The organism is Soonwooa sp. (genome assembly GCF_032062245.1).
GTDB lineage: Bacteria > Bacteroidota > Bacteroidia > Flavobacteriales > Weeksellaceae > Soonwooa.
In genome coordinates this window covers 122,321-139,294 of the sequence record NZ_DAMBQF010000001.1, presented here as the reverse complement: position 1 = coordinate 139,294, position 16,974 = coordinate 122,321, and the positions used below count along the sequence as shown (strand labels likewise).

At 34.9% G+C, this 16,974-nt stretch carries 15 protein-coding genes and 3 tRNA genes; 10 read left to right on the top strand and 8 right to left on the bottom strand.

The features are described 5' to 3' along the window. Window positions 1-89 precede the first annotated feature (89 nt). The 4 genes from RT037_RS00645 to RT037_RS00630 all read right to left on the bottom strand — a co-directional run bounded on the left by RT037_RS00645 (window position 90) and on the right by RT037_RS00630 (window position 4,181). Window positions 90-2,237, bottom strand: coding sequence for a SurA N-terminal domain-containing protein (locus RT037_RS00645; RefSeq protein ID WP_313027065.1), 2,148 nt, complete (start codon window positions 2,235-2,237; stop codon window positions 90-92). Window positions 2,238-2,392: 155 nt separating this feature from the next. Then, window positions 2,393-3,016, bottom strand: a complete 624-nt coding sequence (locus RT037_RS00640; RefSeq protein ID WP_313027062.1) for a hypothetical protein — start codon at window positions 3,014-3,016, stop codon at window positions 2,393-2,395. A gap of 16 nt (window positions 3,017-3,032) precedes the next feature. After that, a complete protein-coding gene (locus RT037_RS00635; protein WP_313027058.1) occupies window positions 3,033-3,611 on the bottom strand; it encodes a hypothetical protein in 579 nt (192 codons plus the stop codon). 12 nt (window positions 3,612-3,623) lie between these two features. Next, the gene (locus RT037_RS00630; RefSeq protein ID WP_313027056.1) at window positions 3,624-4,181 is read right to left on the bottom strand and encodes a sigma-70 family RNA polymerase sigma factor; all 558 of its coding nucleotides are present in this window, start codon (window positions 4,179-4,181) and stop codon (window positions 3,624-3,626) included. Between the two features lie 100 nt (window positions 4,182-4,281). Here RT037_RS00630 and RT037_RS00625 point away from each other — a divergent pair, with 100 nt between their 5' ends. The 7 genes from RT037_RS00625 (at window position 4,282) to RT037_RS00595 (ending at window position 11,518) form a co-directional block, all read left to right on the top strand. After that, on the top strand, window positions 4,282-5,064 hold the full coding sequence (locus tag RT037_RS00625) for a Rossmann-like and DUF2520 domain-containing protein (RefSeq protein WP_409529537.1): 783 nt from the start codon (window positions 4,282-4,284) through the stop codon (window positions 5,062-5,064). Window positions 5,065-5,128: 64 nt separating this feature from the next. Further along, a complete protein-coding gene (locus RT037_RS00620; protein ID WP_313027050.1) occupies window positions 5,129-6,022 on the top strand; it encodes a GLPGLI family protein in 894 nt (297 codons plus the stop codon). Between the two features lie 114 nt (window positions 6,023-6,136). Further along, window positions 6,137-6,385: a ferrous iron transport protein A gene (locus tag RT037_RS00615; RefSeq protein ID WP_374329679.1), complete on the top strand. Its 249-nt coding sequence runs from the start codon at window positions 6,137-6,139 to the stop codon at window positions 6,383-6,385. A gap of 2 nt (window positions 6,386-6,387) precedes the next feature. Next, window positions 6,388-8,427: a ferrous iron transport protein B gene (feoB, locus tag RT037_RS00610; RefSeq protein ID WP_313027047.1), complete on the top strand. Its 2,040-nt coding sequence runs from the start codon at window positions 6,388-6,390 to the stop codon at window positions 8,425-8,427. Between the two features lie 20 nt (window positions 8,428-8,447). Beyond that, window positions 8,448-8,588, top strand: coding sequence for a FeoB-associated Cys-rich membrane protein (locus tag RT037_RS00605; RefSeq protein ID WP_312324631.1), 141 nt, complete (start codon window positions 8,448-8,450; stop codon window positions 8,586-8,588). Window positions 8,589-8,650: 62 nt separating this feature from the next. Continuing rightward, entirely contained in the window at window positions 8,651-10,033 is a 1,383-nt protein-coding gene (gene glmM, locus RT037_RS00600; RefSeq protein ID WP_312324633.1) for a phosphoglucosamine mutase, read from the top strand. A 114-nt stretch (window positions 10,034-10,147) separates the two neighbouring features. Further along, a complete protein-coding gene (locus RT037_RS00595) occupies window positions 10,148-11,518 on the top strand; it encodes a tetratricopeptide repeat protein (protein WP_079666614.1) in 1,371 nt (456 codons plus the stop codon). A 14-nt stretch (window positions 11,519-11,532) separates the two neighbouring features. On the opposite strand, the gene RT037_RS00590 is transcribed toward RT037_RS00595, so the two are convergent. From RT037_RS00590 to RT037_RS00580, 3 genes are read right to left on the bottom strand one after another with little or no spacing between them, the layout of a single operon-like run. Beyond that, the gene (locus RT037_RS00590; RefSeq protein ID WP_313027041.1) at window positions 11,533-12,429 is read right to left on the bottom strand and encodes a DMT family transporter; all 897 of its coding nucleotides are present in this window, start codon (window positions 12,427-12,429) and stop codon (window positions 11,533-11,535) included. After that, on the bottom strand, window positions 12,419-13,072 hold the full coding sequence (gene aat, locus RT037_RS00585) for a leucyl/phenylalanyl-tRNA--protein transferase (protein WP_313027037.1): 654 nt from the start codon (window positions 13,070-13,072) through the stop codon (window positions 12,419-12,421). Before aat ends, RT037_RS00590 begins: the two co-directional genes overlap by 11 nt. 56 nt (window positions 13,073-13,128) lie before the next feature. Next, a complete protein-coding gene (locus RT037_RS00580; protein WP_313027032.1) occupies window positions 13,129-13,503 on the bottom strand; it encodes a DUF3127 domain-containing protein in 375 nt (124 codons plus the stop codon). Window positions 13,504-13,681: 178 nt separating this feature from the next. Between RT037_RS00580 and RT037_RS00575 the strand changes: the two genes are divergently transcribed. The 3 genes from RT037_RS00575 (at window position 13,682) to RT037_RS00565 (ending at window position 13,933) form a co-directional block, all read left to right on the top strand. Then, a tRNA-Leu gene (locus RT037_RS00575) sits at window positions 13,682-13,763 on the top strand. A 4-nt stretch (window positions 13,764-13,767) separates the two neighbouring features. Beyond that, window positions 13,768-13,843 (top strand) — tRNA-Gly (locus RT037_RS00570). Window positions 13,844-13,849: 6 nt separating this feature from the next. Next, window positions 13,850-13,933, top strand: a tRNA-Leu gene (locus tag RT037_RS00565). Between the two features lie 83 nt (window positions 13,934-14,016). Here RT037_RS00565 and RT037_RS00560 read toward each other — a convergent pair. Then, entirely contained in the window at window positions 14,017-16,887 is a 2,871-nt protein-coding gene (locus tag RT037_RS00560) for a type I restriction endonuclease subunit R (protein ID WP_313027028.1), read from the bottom strand. Window positions 16,888-16,974: the final 87 nt, after the last annotated feature.

The following is a 16,974-nucleotide window of genomic DNA, read 5'->3' as shown; positions in this document are numbered from 1 at the left end:
TATTGCAGTTAATATTCTTTCTAAATAAAAACAAGAAAGCGACCTGCAAATTGCAAGCCGCTTTCTTTATAATTTTGAGTAATTTCTTACTATTGATGTCCTGTTTTGTCCCAAACTTCAATTCTGTAATCTTTGATGTCAGCGTTATCTTGGAGAGATTTAAGATAACCTTGTCCGAACATATTACTGTTTTGTTGTTGGATTGCATCTAAAACTTGCTTAGCATCGCCAGGCATTTTGTTGCTCCTGATTGACTTTCGTTGTACAACAAAAACACCTGCCATGCCTTCAATAGGTTGAGAGATTTTGTTGTTTGCAACACCGAATGCAGCACCTGCAACTCTAGATTCCATAGATCCACCAATGTTGGCATTGAAGAAGTTGATGTCAGAATTTGCTTTTGTTGTGTTAAACAATTTCGCAATTTGATCTAGGCTTCCCGCTTTCGCTGCATTTATTTTGTCAATGATCTTTTTAGCTAGTAATTTATTTTTAACAATCGGTTCGATTTGTTCTCTTACACTTTCTGGGTTAGCAAGACCAGCATCTTGTTTACCAACTAGGTAAGCAACAATACGATCGCCTGTACCGTCAACAGTGAAGATGTCGCTATCGCCAATTTCTCTTTTCTTGTCAAATGCCCAAGTTAAGATTTCGCCGTCTTTATCAGTTCCTAAACCTGGTAATTGTCCTTGGAATCTTGTAACTGCTTTAGGATTTTGCATGTTGAAACCTCCCTTCTTAGCAATGTTACTAAACTCATTAAAGCTCTTACCTTGGATTTGTTGGATGAATCTAGTTGCTTTGTTATGTACGTCGCTTTCTGTTTTGTCAGAAGCTTTGATCGCTTTTGCTAAATGCGCTACTTTGTAAGCCATAGCACCAGATTTTTTATCATCCACTTTTATGATGTGGTAACCGAATTGCGTCTCAGCAAGACCAATAGATCCTTTGCTGTTGTTGGCTAAGAAATTAAGATATCCTGGCGCAAATTGAGATTCTGGTGTCGTCCAACCCACACTACCTTTTCTTTCTACAGCGTTAGGCTCATCAGAGAATTTAAGATCTTTATCAAAATTAGCAGCGTTAGATTTAACATCAGCTAAGATGCTGTCAGCTAATTTTTTTGCTTGCTCTTTAGTTCTTGTTGCAGTTGATCTTTCAGCGCCTTTGTAGCCGATTAAGATATGGCTAGACATTGTAGAATCCGTCGGCTTCTTGTCTAGTAATTTTGAAACGATATAATAATTTTGCTCTTTATAAGGTCCAAAAGTTTGTCCAACTGTAGCGCCAGAGATTTTATCTTTTAAAGCTGTTGGCAATTGCTCAGGCTTTAGATATTGAGGCATGTAAGGAACGTCAGAGTTTAGTTCCACAAACATTGAGTCGTTCTTTGTATTTTGGAAGTTCTCAGTTCCGTTAGAAGCATCAGACCCTTTTAAGAATAATTTGTTAAGTTCGTTAAGAGATGCTGCCTCATCCTGTGCGCTTGGTGTCGCTGGGAAGTATACATAACCAATGTTACGGTTAGCATCAACTTTGAATCTTGTTGGATGTAACTTGATGTAATCTGTAAGATCTTGTGTTGTTACTTTTGTAGGATTTGTTTTCTCGAAACTTGTATAATCTACTTTTACATAATCAACGTTTGCGATTTCGTCACGTTGTTTGATAACAAGGTCAGCTTCTTTTTTGCTAGCAGTAATACCATTTCCTAAGTTTCCGAAAAGGATTCTTGCCATCATTCTGTACTCGATAGATTTTTTGTTTCTAATCCAAGCATTGTACATTTCTGCTTGACCAGCTTCTTGTAAACCTTCGATTTGTTTTTTGATGTCTTGAAGTTTGAAGTTTCCTTTTTCGTCGAAGTTAGACGGGTTTTGTGCAAACATTGGATCGTACTGCAGTTGACTCCAGAACATGTCGTCCGTTAACTCAAGACCAAGTTTTTCAAATTCTTGTTTAATCAATTTTGATTGTACCAAAACTTGCCAAGCTTGCTCTTCAAGTCCATTTTGAGGTTGTCCTTGTTGTTGCGCTTGCTGCTGAAGTACAAATAATTGGTCGTTAAACTCGTCACGGCTAATTTCTTCACCATTAACTTTTCCTAGAATGCTAGGGTTTTTACCAAAAATTTTATCGATAGAATCTGGATTTACCAAGAAAGCTAATAAAGCTAAGGCAATAACACCCATCAATAACCAAGGTCGTTTTCTAATCTCTCCTAAAACTGCCATTTTTTGTTATGTGTTTATAATCAATCCGCGAAAATACATATTTTTGAACTAAAATGAAAAATTTGTTTTAAACTTTTATCATTCCTAAAAGTCTTTTATGAAAAAGCCACCGAAAAAATAATTTTCGATGGCTGATATATTTTCAATTTTAATGCTTATTGACCGCCATATTTTTTATCCATAATCTTGTCGCGCACTTTTCCTTCTGTTTGGAAGAGTTTAAGAACTTGTTGTGGAGTTAATATTTTTAAAAACTTATCAGCATATAATTTTCTGTTGTCTAAAAGTTGTTTTCCAATCTCAAAACTTTCATCAAGTTTTTGCTTAGCCTCATCGTTACTAAGTTTTTCGATGTTAACCGATCCTTTAAATTTGTCTTTAATCTGTTTTTGACTATTAGTGTATTGCTCAAAAATTTCTTTAAACTCCGCTTGTGATGCTTCAGGGATATCCAATTCGTCAAGGAAAATATGTTGTTTTACCGTTTGCATAAATTGTGACCGCTCACGAGGACTCATGTTTTTCATCATTTCGTGACGTTCTTCTTTATTCATGCCTTGCCAGTTGGACATGTTTTGCGTTTGGTTTGGTGCACTTCGGACTCTGTCATTTTGTATTGGCAAAAGACTTGTTGTGCCAAGACTTCCTCTTTGCGAGGTGTTGCCAAGGTTTTCTGATGACGTACGATTTCTATCTGTACTTCCTCCACGGCGCTCGGTTTGCGCATTAATTTGCGACATCGAAGAAATTAATATTAAACTAAAAAATAATTTTTTCATAACTCTCTTTTTTCAACTAATTGTAAAGGTCAAGATAAACATCCTGGTCCACAGTTTTATCAAGGTCGCTGACTTGGTCAGGCGTCATAACCGCAAGAACTTGTGTAATTTTCGCATCCGATTTATTAGCTTTTGCAAAAGTAGCTTTTGCCGTTGTCGCATTAACTTTGATATAAGCTAGATTTTGACGTTCAGTCGGTTTATTTGTAATCCTATTATTGTTTTCAGTTGCAGTAGGATGTTTGCTTTCTGTTGTAAGGTTTTCTTGTGGAGTTGATTTAGCTTGTGGCACATTATATACAGCTAAAGCTTCATCATTTTTTATTGTATAACTGCTATCAACAATGTCTTTGTTTTTTGCAATAGTTGTCTGTTGATCGGTGTTTTTATTGCTAATACTCCAGATGCCAAGACCTCCGATAGCTACTATTGCTGCTGCGGCTGCCCATTTAAAATTCAGTGGAATTATTTTAGCTTCTTTCTTTTGAGGAATAGCCTTGTCCAAAACATTATTCTGCATTTCCGCAAAGAAATCTGGCGGTGTTGCAAAACTGTTTTTACGTTCAAGATTTTCTATATCAAAATTTTTCATCATCTATTTATTTTACTAAAATTCGCTAGAATAGTTGTCTTTAATAAAAGTTTCAATTTTTTCTTTCGCGTAGTGATAGTTCGTTTTTAGCGTGCCAACGGACATGTCAACAATTTTTGAAATTTCTTCGTATGGCAAATCGTCATAATATCGCATCGTGAAAACCAATTTTTGTTTCTCAGGAAGGCTTTGTATAGCTTTCTGTAACAAAAGTTGAATCTCGTCGGCGTCTTTTTCTGCGTTATCAGCTACCAAATTCTGCATGTAGTAATCTGCATCTTCATCCGCTTTTTTCATCTTTTTCATTTTGTTAAGTTGTTGAAGCGCTTCGTTGGTTGCAATCCTATAAAGCCAAGTGTACAACTTACTATCTTGTTTGAATTGATGAAAATTCTGGTAAGCTTTAATAAACGTTTCCTGCAATACATCTTGCGCCAAATCGTGATCCACAATAAGTCGTCGAATATGCCAATACAATCGACTTTGGTGTGTATCCATCAATGCGCGAAGCCCCTTTTCTACAGTTTTTGGCTGTAACATTAGCTTGAGAATGTCGTCGTCGTTGAGCTTCATTGAGATGTTTCGTTAGTTGGATACTTTTAACAAGCCAAAGTTAAAATTGTTTTTCAAATTTTTGATTTGTAGTCTCGAAATTGTCTGTAAATTCTACTAAATTGCAACAAATATTAAATTCAATATCGTGAAAATCGTTATCGTCGGCTCCGGAAATGTGGCTTATCATCTTGCAAAAGCCTTAAAACAAACTGAACAAAATTTAGTCCAAATTTTCGGAAGAAACCAAGAAGTTTTAAATTCTATTTCAAAAGAATTAGATATTCCTGTGTCGACTAACGAGTTGGCGGATGCAGATTTATATGTTGTATCGGTGAGCGATTCTTCGGTTGAGGATGTTTCAGAAATTATAAAAAATCCTAATGCAATTGTTGCTCACACCTCAGGTTCTTTACCAAAAGAAATATTAAATGGTGATTACAAAAAAGCAAGCTTTTATCCACTGCAAACTTTTTCGAAGTCGAAAGATTTAGATTATGCAGGGATTCCATTTTTTATTGAGGCCGAAAATAAAGATGTTGAAACGGTTCTAAGAGAAGTTGCTTCAAAAATTTCTAAACATGTCGAAATTGCTGATTTTGAAAAACGAAAATATGTCCATTTAACAGCAGTTTTTGCATGCAATTTTGTGAATCATCTTTTTGCTCGAGCTAAAGAAATTTCGGATTCGCAACAGATTTCGTTTGATTGTTTTATGCCTTTAATAGAAGAAACTTTTGATAAAATTAAATCTGTAAATCCAAAAGACGCGCAAACTGGACCTGCGGTTAGAAATGATAAGAGGATTTTGGAAGCGCATAAAGAACTTATCAAAAACCTTGAGCAATTGGCAGTTTATGAAGTTATGAATGCCTCGATCCAAAAAATGTACAATTTGGATTAAAATATTTTGTAACAAAATTCGAGACTCGCTACTAATTGGATATTACATTTAAAAACAATACAAAATGAATATTAAAAAATTAATCAGTCTTAGTTTTATCTTGTTTGTAGGATTACTTTCGGCGCAAGAAAATGCGAACCGTTTTTTCTACGAATTAAGTTTTAAACCAAAAAAAGATTCTGCAAAAATTGACAAAGTCATGACGATTTTGGATATTACAAGTACAAAGTCTATTTATCAGGATTTTACTTTTCCCGCTCAAGATTCAATTATAAAATCCGCAGTTGAAGAAATGGAAAGAACGAAAACTTTTAAAGATTTGAGCAAGTCGCTTAAGATGCCAAAGTTTAGTTATAAGATTTACAAGTCCTATCCATCCATGCTTGAGACGTATCAAGATAGAATTAGTATGAATCTTTTTGGGTATGAAGAGTCTGTGAAATTCGATTGGAAAATTTCTAATGACAAACAAATGATTGGGAAATACAATACTCAAAAAGCAACCACAGAATTCGGAGGAAGAAAATGGACAGCTTGGTTTAGTGCAGATTTGCCTTTCCAAGATGGGCCATACAAATTCTATGGACTTCCGGGTTTAATTGTTAAAATAGAAGATGATGCTAAAAATTATTCTTGGGAATTAAAAGGGAATAAACAACTAAAAGATTGGAAAGAGCTGAGCTATGCTGAAGAAGCAAACGCTAAATATGGCGTTAGTAATGAAATGAAATTAATTACTAAAGAGAAATTTGATAAAGCATATTTAGCTTTTAAACAAGATCCAATGGCGGAGGCAAGAACTCGCGTTCCTGAAAATATGTTGAGTATGAAAATGCCAGGAAGTGATTTGACAATTGGTGAAATGATGAAAAATCAAGAAAAAATGTTGAAAGATTTTTTTGGTGCTAACGATAATCCAATTGAGATTACAGAAACCGCAGCGAAGAAGAAAAAATAGTTTTATATTATTGATAACATGATAAAAGTCGGGTGATAGCTCGGCTTTTCTGTTTTAGTTTGTTATTTAGATTTAATTAAAATAAGCTATCTTTGCAATTCTAAATTACTCGTTTTGACAAAAAAAATATCTGGAACATTATGTTGTTTCCCTAAAAATACATTAGGGAAAATTCGTGGGTTTAATGATGAATTGAAAATGCCAACCAAAATTTTGGAAATGGGACTGTTGCCAAAAACGAGTTTTAAGATTTTGTATCAAGCGCCTTTTGATGGGCCTTTGTATATCGAATATGGAGAGGAGCGATCTAGACTTGCGTTAAGAATTGAAGAAGCAAGATTTATTGAGGTAGAGATGATGTAGTTATGGAAAATCAAAAAAATCCGGGCAAAAAAGTCCTTTTAGTCGGAAATCCAAATGTTGGAAAATCAACTATTTTTAATGGACTTTCTAAGAAAAAACAAAAAACTGGTAATTACGCAGGTGTAACAGTTGCTAGTCATTCTGGACAATACGAATACGAAGGCGAAAATGTAGAGATTGTCGATCTTCCAGGTTCTTACAGTATTTATCCAACTTCTGAGGATGAAGCTATTTTTTCAAAATATTTGGTAGAAGAGCGCGATACTTACGAAGGCGTTATTTACGTTGCTGATGCTATTAATTTGCGACGAAGTTTACTGCTTTTTCAACAGATTCGTGATTACGGTATTCCTGCAATTATGGTGATTAACCAGATTGACGAAGCCGAAAAAAGAGAAATTAATATCGATATTAAAAAACTTTCAGAACTTCTCAATGTTCCTGTTTTTAAATCGAATGCTAAAAAAAATATTGGTCTCGAAGAAATTAAAAAAGCGGTTAAAAACTCTGAGTTTACAACCACCGAAAAAATTAGTTTTGAAATCCCTGTCGAGCAAAAAGAGATTGTAACTCGGATTTCTGACCAAACGCATGAGGCGAATCAATATCGAGTATGGACGCTTTTGGCGGCTAATAATTATATCGGGAAACTTAATAACATCAACGAGATTCTTAAAAAAGAAGATGTAAGTTGCCATGTTCCGAAACGTTTGCAAGTCCAAGAGACCATTAGACGCTATCAAGTTATTGATGAAGTGTTATCTCAAATCGTTCAGAAAAAACCGGCTTTTAAAGAACTTTTAACAGAAAAACTAGATAAAGTTTTAGTGCATAAAGTTTGGGGTTATGTTTTCTTTTTTTTGATTTTGATGTTGGTTTTCGAAAGCGTATTTTTCCTAGCAGAATTCCCGATGGCGTGGATCGAAGATGGATTTGCGTGGTTGACAGATTGGGCTGCGGCAACTATTCCTCCAGGACCAATTAATAGTCTTATAACCACGGGAATTATTCCTGGTGTTGGCGGGATTTTGGTTTTCGCACCTCAAATTGGTATTATGCTTTATTTCCTTTATCTGTTAGAGGATTCGGGTTATATGGCGCGCGTCGTATTTTTGATGGATAAATTTTTGCGACCTTTTGGCTTGAACGGTAAAAGTATTGTGCCTTTGGTTTCTGGTGTTGCTTGTGCGATTCCTGCAATTATGTCTACAAGAAACATCGAAAATACAAAAGAACGATTAATTACTATTTTAGCGACACCTTTTATGACTTGTGCTGCTAGAATACCAGTGTACAGTATTTTGATAACCTTGGTTATTCCAGATAAGACATTTTTAGGTTTTGGATATCATGCATTGGCTTTGATGGCTATGTATCTATTAGGCTTTGTTCTGGCACTTTTAGCAGCTTTGGTTTCAAAGTTTTTTATTAAATCTAAAACTAAAAGTTTTTTGGTTATGGATTTGCCAACATACAAAATGCCACTTTGGGGTTACAATGTAAAGTTGATGTTGGAGAAAGTTTGGGGATTTGTGACGGGTGCTGGTAAAGTTATTTTTGCAGTTAGTGTTATCTTGTGGGCTCTGAGTTATTTTGGTCCAAAACAGCAACCAAATCAATTTGTAGCAAGTGAAGTGAGTCTTCAGGATTCATATCTTGGTAAAGTTGGACATTTTATAGAGCCAGCCATTCGACCTTTGGGTTACGATTGGAAAATGGGAATCGGCCTGTTATCAAGTTTTGCAGCAAGGGAGGTTTTTGTTGGTACGATGTCAACTTTATATAGTCTAGATGACGAAGCGCCAAAAGGGAAGTTGCTCGACAAAATGCATCACGATACTTATCCGAATGGTGAGAAGGTTTTCACTTTAGCCACAGGTATTTCATTACTTATGTTCTACGCATTTGCGATGCAATGCTTCACAACTATTGCGGTTGTATATCGTGAGACAGGAAGTTGGAAGTTAACGGCAACACAAACTGTTGTCATGTGTTTCTTGGCATACTTTGTGTCGTTACTTACGTATCAGATTTTAAAATAACTTCTAAAAATTTAAACAAAATGGATTCTCTCGTAATTCAATATACATTGATTGGTGTTTTGATTTTTGCTATTGTTTATGCACTTTTCAGAAATTTACGAAACGCTTTTAGAAGGTCAAAAAAAGGCGGTGGTTGCGATACCAATTGCGGTTGTTCGTAATATCATTTTTGATTAACATTTGGCAGTTATTTTTTATGTAATTTTGCATAAAAATTTATTTAATGTCATTAATAAAAAGTATCTCTGGTATTCGCGGAACGATAGGTGGACAAGTCAATGATAACTTAACTCCTTTAGACATCGTAAAATTCGCTTCCGCATTCGGAACTTGGCTTCAAAATACTAAAAACAAAAAAAATCTAAAACTTGTAATCGGTCGCGATGCTCGTATTTCTGGGCAAATGTGTTCGTCTTTGGTGACGGCAACTTTGCAAGGTTTGGGTATCGATGTTATCGATTTAGGAATGTCAACAACGCCAACTGTGGAGGTGATGGTGCCAGAACTAAATGCTGATGGCGGAATTATCTTAACGGCTTCTCACAATCCGAAACAATGGAATGCGCTAAAACTTCTTAATCACAAAGGCGAATTCATCAATGCTGAGGAAGGTGCTAAAGTTTTAGAATTGGCAGAGAAAGAAGATTTCAATTATGCAGAAGTTGATGATTTAGGAAATTATGAAGTTAACACAGAGGCATTCAATATTCATATTCAAAAGATTTTGGCATTGCCAATGGTTGATGCAGAAGCTATTAAAGCTAAAAAATTCAAAGTTGTTTTGGATGCTGTTAACTCAACGGGTGGTTTAGCAATTCCGATGTTATTAGAAAAACTTGGTTGTGATGTTGTTAAACTTTATTGCGAGCCAAACGGTCATTTCCCGCACAATCCAGAACCTTTGAAGGAGCATCTTGGAGATATTTGCGAACTGATGATTAAAGAAAAAGCTGATGTTGGCGTTGTGGTAGATCCGGATGTTGACAGATTGGCTTTAATTGATGAAAAAGGTGAAATGTTTGGTGAAGAATACACCTTGGTTGCTGTTGCAGATTATCTTTTAAAACATAAAAAAGGTGCAGCGATTTCTAACTTGTCATCAAGTAGAGCGCTTCGTGATGTGGCGCAAAGTCATGGTTCAGAATATTTCGCAAGTGCAGTAGGAGAGGTTAATGTGGTTAATTTGATGAAGGAAAAAGATGCGGTTATTGGTGGCGAAGGTAATGGTGGAATTATCTATCCAGATTTACATTACGGAAGAGATTCTTTAGTTGGTGTTGCTTTGTTTTTAACACATTTAGCAAAAGAAAACAAAACAGTTTCCGAGCTTAGGGCAACTTATCCAGCATATTTTATGGGGAAAAAGAAAATTGAATTGACGCCAGAAATTAATGTTGATGATCTTTTAACTAAAATGGAAAAAGAGTATCAAAATGAAGAGGTTTCTACTGTTGATGGTGTTAAAATAGATTTCGCTGAAAATTGGGTTCATCTTAGAAAGTCAAATACAGAGCCGATTATCAGAATTTATACAGAAGCTAAATCTCAGCAGGAAGCTGATAAATTGGGTGATGATATCATCGCTAAAATTAAAAGTTTGATTTAATATTTTTTTATTAAATTTAATAGTCGGTTTTAGACAGACTATATGTTTTATTAATTAAAGTCTATCGAAGTTTGTAAAACTTTTTCTCAGTTCGATAGTACGTTTATAAATATATTGGAAGAATTTTTTGAAAACGAACTTGCTAAAAAGTTCGAAGACATGATTGAAAATAATGAAGAACTCTACTTCGATACCGAAGAATACGAGGATATCATTATTTATTATTTGGAACTTGGCGACATTTCTTACGCAGAATTGGCAACAAAATATGCGCTGAAACTCCATCCAACTTCAATCGAATTAAAAACAAAACAACTAGAGGTTTTCCTAGAGTTAGAGCGCTATACAAAGGCTAAAGAACTTATTGATGAGTTGAAGCCATCTTGTATGGAAATGACAGACTTTTTAGTGTGTTGTGCTAAATATTATTCTAACCTTGGGAATCCAAAACGCTCAATTGAATATTGCGAAAAGGCTTTGGAATTGGAAGAAGAAGAGAACTTCTTACACAATTTTATCGCGGATGAATATGTGAATCTTGACGATCCATTCAATGCTTTGAAACATTATTCTAAAGCTTTGCAATTTGATCCGCAAGACGAATATTCTTTGGAAAATGCGATGGCTTGTTATACGAAGCTTAATCGTTTCCAAGAGGCTTTAGGTTTTATTAATCAATATTTGGACAAGTATCCGTTCTCGGAAATGGCTTGGTTCGAGTATGGACAATTGCATTTTAACAAAAAGAATTATCTGGAAGCTATCAAAGGTTTCGATTATCTTTTGGCGATTAATCCAAATTCGGTGGGGGTTTACGCTAACAAAGCAGCTTGTTATGAGGCTTTGGGAGATTGGGCACGCGCTATCGAAGTCTATGAAGAGATGTTGGATTTGGAATACACCAAGGCTTTCACTTATTACAAAATAGGACTTTGTTATAAAGAAAACAAAATGCCGATTCAGGCGTTGGCTTATTTTCAGAAGTCGTTAATAGAAGATCCTCAATTTTATTTGTCAATGATGGAGCAATCTTACATCTACGAAGATATGGGCAAATTAAAAGAAGCGCTTCATTTTGCTAAAGAAAGTGTTTTGTTAAACGAAAATAATATTGAGTATCAAAAACGTTTAGCATTTCTGTATATCGAATCTGGTAAGTTTGAAGAAAGTTTAGCTTGTTTTAAAAAATTGATTGCTGTTGAGCCTTCAAGATTTTATAATTGGTACGCTTATTCGGAAGTTTTGATGCTGATTGGCGAATACGAAGATGCTTTAGCGCTTTTAGCAAAGGCAATTCAGTTGCATAACCGCGCAGAATTGCATTATCAAAAGAGTAACTGTTATTTCCATCTTAATTTAAATAAAGAAGGAAATGAAGCCTTGAAACAAGCTTTAGAAATGGATCCCGAAATCTCCGAAGATATGGGACAAAAGTATCCGTTTATAAAAGAGGCCGTCAAAAAAGTTAAGACTAAAAAGAAATAAAATTAAAAATCATCTCAATCTGAGATGATTTTTTTTGTTGGTGCACTTCTCAGAAATATTAATCCGCCTAATATTAAAGCTGCCCCGAAATATTGTATCCATGTTAAATGTTCGCCATCTAATAATCCCCAAATAACTGCAACTATCGGCATAACCAGCGTTGTTGTAGAAGCGAATAACGGCGTCGAAATATGTAATAATTTGTAGTTGAGCATCATTGCAAGTCCAGTTCCAACAATCGATAATGTCCCAACGTACATAAAGCCGTGCCATGGAATTTCTTCGCCAGAATTTAATTTAGTAAAAAATCCAGAGAAAATTAAGGACAAAAATGACGGAATTAGCAGCACAATCGAAAATACAAAAGCTGATAATATTTTGGGCTCAACATTATGTAATTTTGCTTTGACTGTTGTAGTGCTGACTGCGTACATTAAAGTTGCTAAAAGAAGCAGTAAAATTGGATAGAGTTTGAATTCTCCAAAGTTTAAATTTCCGAATGCTAAAATACAAGCACCTGTAAAACTTATAAGAATCCCGTAAAGCTGCGATTTCGTCGTTGCTATTCCCCATGCTAAACTTCCAACAATAATCACAAAAATCGGCATCATAGAGTTGATAATCCCCGCAATACTGCTGCTAATATGTTCTTCGGCCATCGGGAATAAGAACATCGGAAAAAAGTTACCGCACAATGCAGCAATAATTAACCATTTTACTCTGTCTTTCGGGAATTTTTTGATTTCTTTAATTGCAAAAGGCAATAAAACCAAACCCGAAATTAGAACCCTTAAACCGCCAACTTGATAAGGATTAAAGTAGATAAGAGATTTTTTTATTAAAATAAATGAAGAACCCCAGATTAAGGAAAGTACGATGAGTAGAATCCATTTTAGTTTATCATTCGACATTTGATGATTGGTATAGAACTGTTAAATACTCTTTTTTCGAAATCATTTTGGCACCCAAACTTTCTAAATGCTCGCTATGAACTTGACAATCGATTAAATCAAATTCGCCAGCATGTGTTTTACAAAAATTAATAAAACCAGCTTTGGACGCATTACTAACTTTAGAAAACATACTTTCGCCACAAAAAACACGCCCGATTTTAATGCCGTAAAATCCGCCAACCAACTCTTCGTTTTGCCAAACCTCAATGCTGTGGGCAATACCATGTTTATGGAGCTCAATAAAAGAATTTATTAAATCATCATTAAGCCAAGTTCCGTCTTGGTCAGGTCGATAAGTTGTTTGACAAGCCTTTATCACTGCTTCGAAGTTTTTATTTTCAGTAAAACTAAAAACATTTCGATTTAGGATTTTTGACATCGACTTTGAGATTTTTAACTCATTCGGAATTAAAATAAATCTCGGATCTGGGCACCACCATAATATTTCCGAATCGTCGTTGTACCAAGGGAAAATCCCTAGTTGATATGCAAAATACAGCCGTTCTGGACGTAGATCTCCGCCAATAGCAATAACGCCTTGGTCAGGATTATACAACATCGGATCAGGAAACGAAATATCGTCGGCGTCTAGTCTAATCATTGGGATAAAAAAATCCTACTTGTTAGCAGGATTTTATTTTAGTTGTTTTCTTTTGTTTAGAAAGGAAGATCGTCTTCTTCGTCTGCGAAAACATTTGTGTTTTGACTAGAGCTTGCTGGAGCGCCAGCCGCAGATGTAGGCTCATTAAAGCTACCACTGTCTAGTTTTTCGATTCTCCAACCGTTAATAGAGTTGAAATACTTAACTTCTCCTTGTGGTGAAGTCCATTCGCGTCCTCTTATGTTGATAGAAACTTTCACTTTATCTCCTTCGTTGTAGGCATTAAGTAAGTCAACTTTTTCTGAAAGAAATTCGATGTTAATCGGCTGTGGATACTGTTCCTCAGTTAATAATACCATTTCTTTTTTTTGAAAACCACTTGCAAATGTCTGTAAATCAGAAAGTTTTTTAATAGTGCCTTGTAACTCCATGTTAAAATAAATTTATGTGGGTAAAGGTAATAAAAACGAAAATAGATTAAAAATTTTTGGGTCTAAAAAAGGTGAAGAAAAAAAATATTAAAAAGTTTTAAAAAATATTTGGTTGGTAAAATAAAAAGTCTCTATATTTGCAACCACAAAACAACAGGTAAGAAGTTCTTTAAATAAAGCGGATGTGGTGTAATTGGTAGCCACGCCAGACTTAGGATCTGGTGCTTCACGGCGTGGGGGTTCGAGTCCCTTCATCCGCACTATGCGAAAATAGCTCAGCTGGTAGAGCACAACCTTGCCAAGGTTGGGGTCGCGGGTTCGAATCCCGTTTTTCGCTCCACACCATGCCCTGGTGGTGGAACTGGTAGACACGCAGGACTTAAAATCCTGTGCCTCTTTTGGCGTACGGGTTCAAGTCCCGTCTGGGGTACAAAAAACGCTGTTAATCATTTGATTTTCAGCGTTTTTGTTTTTTAGGGGTGGCTAAAAGGGTGGCTTTTTAGTAATTCGTTTTTAATTCCCAGATATTCCATTCACAAAAGTATCTACAAAACTGATTATTTTATGTAAGATTCTGTCTCCGATTTCTTTAGATTGTAAAACACTTGGTCTTCCCTCATTTCTTAAATCCAAAATTTCTTGACGTATGGGCTCTCGTTCTGTAAAAAGATAGTTTTCTATTAACCTTTCTGTTTTTTCTTTCGTTAAATTTTCTGTTTCGATTAATTCTTTGAGTGCTTTTTCTTGTTCAACGCTCCAGAATTTTTCAAACTCTTCCGATATAGTGTCTGTATCTTCAATATATGGCAAATTTTCTTGAATAAATTTTTCAATTAACGCTCTTTTGCTTCTTAGTGAAACATCTGTGTTTAGTAAGTTGAAAATATCTTTTTCAATACTTTCTTTGTCTTTTTTACTGTGTTTTGACTTCAAATTAATCAATAACTGAACAATGTAGGTTACATTAATGGTATCACGCCTTATTAGTTCCAATTCAAAATCAATATCATTCAGAATTGATGTTTTTTCTGGTGAAGAATGAGGACCAATTTTTTCTTTTAGATCAAGATATTTACTGGTATAATCAGCAAAAAGCTGCTCTTCCATTTGCAAATCCTCCCAAGTAAATTCGGTGTAATGGCTCATTTTTTTGTGCAAACGCATTAAGTTACGGAACGCCAAAATAAACTGCAACTGATCTTCTTCGGTAAACAATCCGTCCACCGATTTCACTTCCGGAACAATGGTTAGTAATTTTTCTACTGCTTCATTAAATTGCTCTACATATTTTTCATAAGGCTCTACAATAATTTCATCAATTGCTTCTTTGTTGCTGAATAACGCAATGGCTTCGTCTGTTTTATCTTTTAAATTTCGGAAACAAACGATATTTCCTTGTGTTTTGTTCTTATCTAAAATCCGATTGGTTCTACTGAATGCTTGTATCAATCCGTGATATTGTAAATTTTTATCTACATACAATGTGTTCAGATGTTTGCTGTCGAAACCTGTCAAAAACATATTGGCGACTAACAAAATATCCGTTTCGTTTTGCTTCGATTTTTTGGCAACAGCATTGTAATAATTGTAAAAGCTTTCGGTGTCATTGATGTTGTGTTTTTCTCCAAATAGTTCATTAAAATCTTCTACATAATGTTCTAAAACTTCTCTACGATGTGGCTTTGGATTGCCATATTCTGCTTGGTCTTCTGCAACCATAGCGAGTTGAGAAGAAGTTGCGTCTTCCATTTCGTCTTCATTTTGACCAAAACTAAAAATGGTGGCAAGTTTTAAATTATGTTCTCCGTTTTGTTTTTTGCGTTTGAAAATTTCATAGTACTGAATCACCGCATCAATATCTTGCACACACATCATTGCACAGAATTTTCTGCTTTGTGTTTTTTGATCGTGATGTAGAATGATATAATCTACAATGGCTTCTTTACGTTCAGGTGCTTCAAAAACTTCTGTTTCGTTGATTTGCTCTACTTTCAAATCAATAATTTGTTCTTTCTGCTTGAAGGTTTGAATGTATTCTACCGAAAATTTCAACACATTTTCATCTCGAATAGCATCGGTAATCACATATTTATGCAAGCATTTTCCAAACAAACTTGCTGTGGTTTTTTCGCCGTTTGCGTTTTCTGCTAAAATAGGTGTTCCTGTAAAGCCAAACAGTTGAATATTGGTAAAATAACTGACAATGTTTTTATGCGTATCCCCAAATTGCGAACGATGACATTCGTCAAAAATAAAAACCATTCTTTCGTTCTGAATTGATTTCATTTTCAATAAATTTCTGCCCGAAATAGCGTTGTTCAGTTTCTGAATGGTGGTAACAATAATGCGAACATTCGGGTCGTTAAACTTCTTGATTAAATCATCGGTATTGGTGGCAGAACTTACCGAACCTTTGCTGAATTTATCATATTCCTGATTGGTTTGATAATCCAAATCTTTTCTATCCACCACAAAAACCACTTTTTTAATAGCAGGAATTTTTGATAATATTTGACTGGCTTTGAAACTGGTTAATGTTTTACCGCTTCCCGTAGTATGCCAAATATAACCGTTCTTATCAATGTTGTAACCGTTTAGTATTTCGTTTTCTTTTACTTTTTTGATGATACTTTCTACGGCGTAATATTGGTATGGACGAAGCACCATCAACGCTTTGGCGGTTTCATTCAGTACAATGTATTTACAGATCATTTTACTGATGTGGCAAGGTTCTAAAAAGGCATCTGTAAATTCTTCCAATAGATTATTGAGTGGTTTGTTCTCCTCATCTGTCCAATGAAAAGTTTGCAAAAATTCTTGTGGATGCAAACCAAAGTTGCTGAAATATTTAGTGTTGACTCCATTACTGATAATGAACAATTGTACAAAATGGAACAATCCTTTTCCTGCACCAAAACTGTGCTTTTGATAACGATTGATTTGATTGAACGCTTCCTTCATTTCCAATCCTCTACGTTTCAATTCTATTTGAACCAATGGCAATCCATTAATCAACAGCGTCACATCGTAACGGTTTTCATATTTTCCTTCTTGCGTAATCTGGTTGGTTACCTGATATTCGTTTTGACACCAGTGTTCTACATTCAAAAACTCAAAATACAGATTATCCCCATTATCACGAATGATATGATGTTTCTTTTCTCTTAGTAGTTTCGCTTTTTCAAAGACAGAACCTTTGTTGAGAATATTTAGAACTTTCTCAAATTCACTGACAGTAAATTGGATATGATTGTGCTTTTCTAATTGTGTTTTAAGGTTTACCAATAAAGCTTTTTCATCTTTTATGGAAACATATTGATACCCTATTTTTTGAAGTTGGATTAACAGTTGTTCTTCCAATATATGTTCTGATTGTTTACTCAAAATAATTATGAATTAGGAGGTTATTATGGTTTTTCAACTACTTACAAATTTAGTAAAATAAAATATTCTCCCAATTCATAATTTAGA

Bases quoted from the DNA above. Each gene is read 5' to 3' on its own strand.
- RT037_RS00645 (WP_313027065.1), bottom strand. From the start codon at position 2,237: ATGGCAGTTTTAGGAGAGATTAGAAAACGACCTTGGTTATTGATGGGT.
- RT037_RS00640 (WP_313027062.1), bottom strand. From the start codon at position 3,016: ATGAAAAAATTATTTTTTAGTTTAATATTAATTTCTTCGATGTCGCAA.
- RT037_RS00635 (WP_313027058.1), bottom strand. From the start codon at position 3,611: ATGATGAAAAATTTTGATATAGAAAATCTTGAACGTAAAAACAGTTTT.
- RT037_RS00630 (WP_313027056.1), bottom strand. From the start codon at position 4,181: ATGAAGCTCAACGACGACGACATTCTCAAGCTAATGTTACAGCCAAAA.
- RT037_RS00620 (WP_313027050.1), top strand. From the start codon at position 5,129: ATGAATATTAAAAAATTAATCAGTCTTAGTTTTATCTTGTTTGTAGGA.
- feoB (WP_313027047.1), top strand. From the start codon at position 6,388: ATGGAAAATCAAAAAAATCCGGGCAAAAAAGTCCTTTTAGTCGGAAAT.
- RT037_RS00605 (WP_312324631.1), top strand. From the start codon at position 8,448: ATGGATTCTCTCGTAATTCAATATACATTGATTGGTGTTTTGATTTTT.
- glmM (WP_312324633.1), top strand. From the start codon at position 8,651: ATGTCATTAATAAAAAGTATCTCTGGTATTCGCGGAACGATAGGTGGA.
- RT037_RS00590 (WP_313027041.1), bottom strand. From the start codon at position 12,429: ATGTCGAATGATAAACTAAAATGGATTCTACTCATCGTACTTTCCTTA.
- aat (WP_313027037.1), bottom strand. From the start codon at position 13,072: ATGATTAGACTAGACGCCGACGATATTTCGTTTCCTGATCCGATGTTG.
- RT037_RS00580 (WP_313027032.1), bottom strand. From the start codon at position 13,503: ATGGAGTTACAAGGCACTATTAAAAAACTTTCTGATTTACAGACATTT.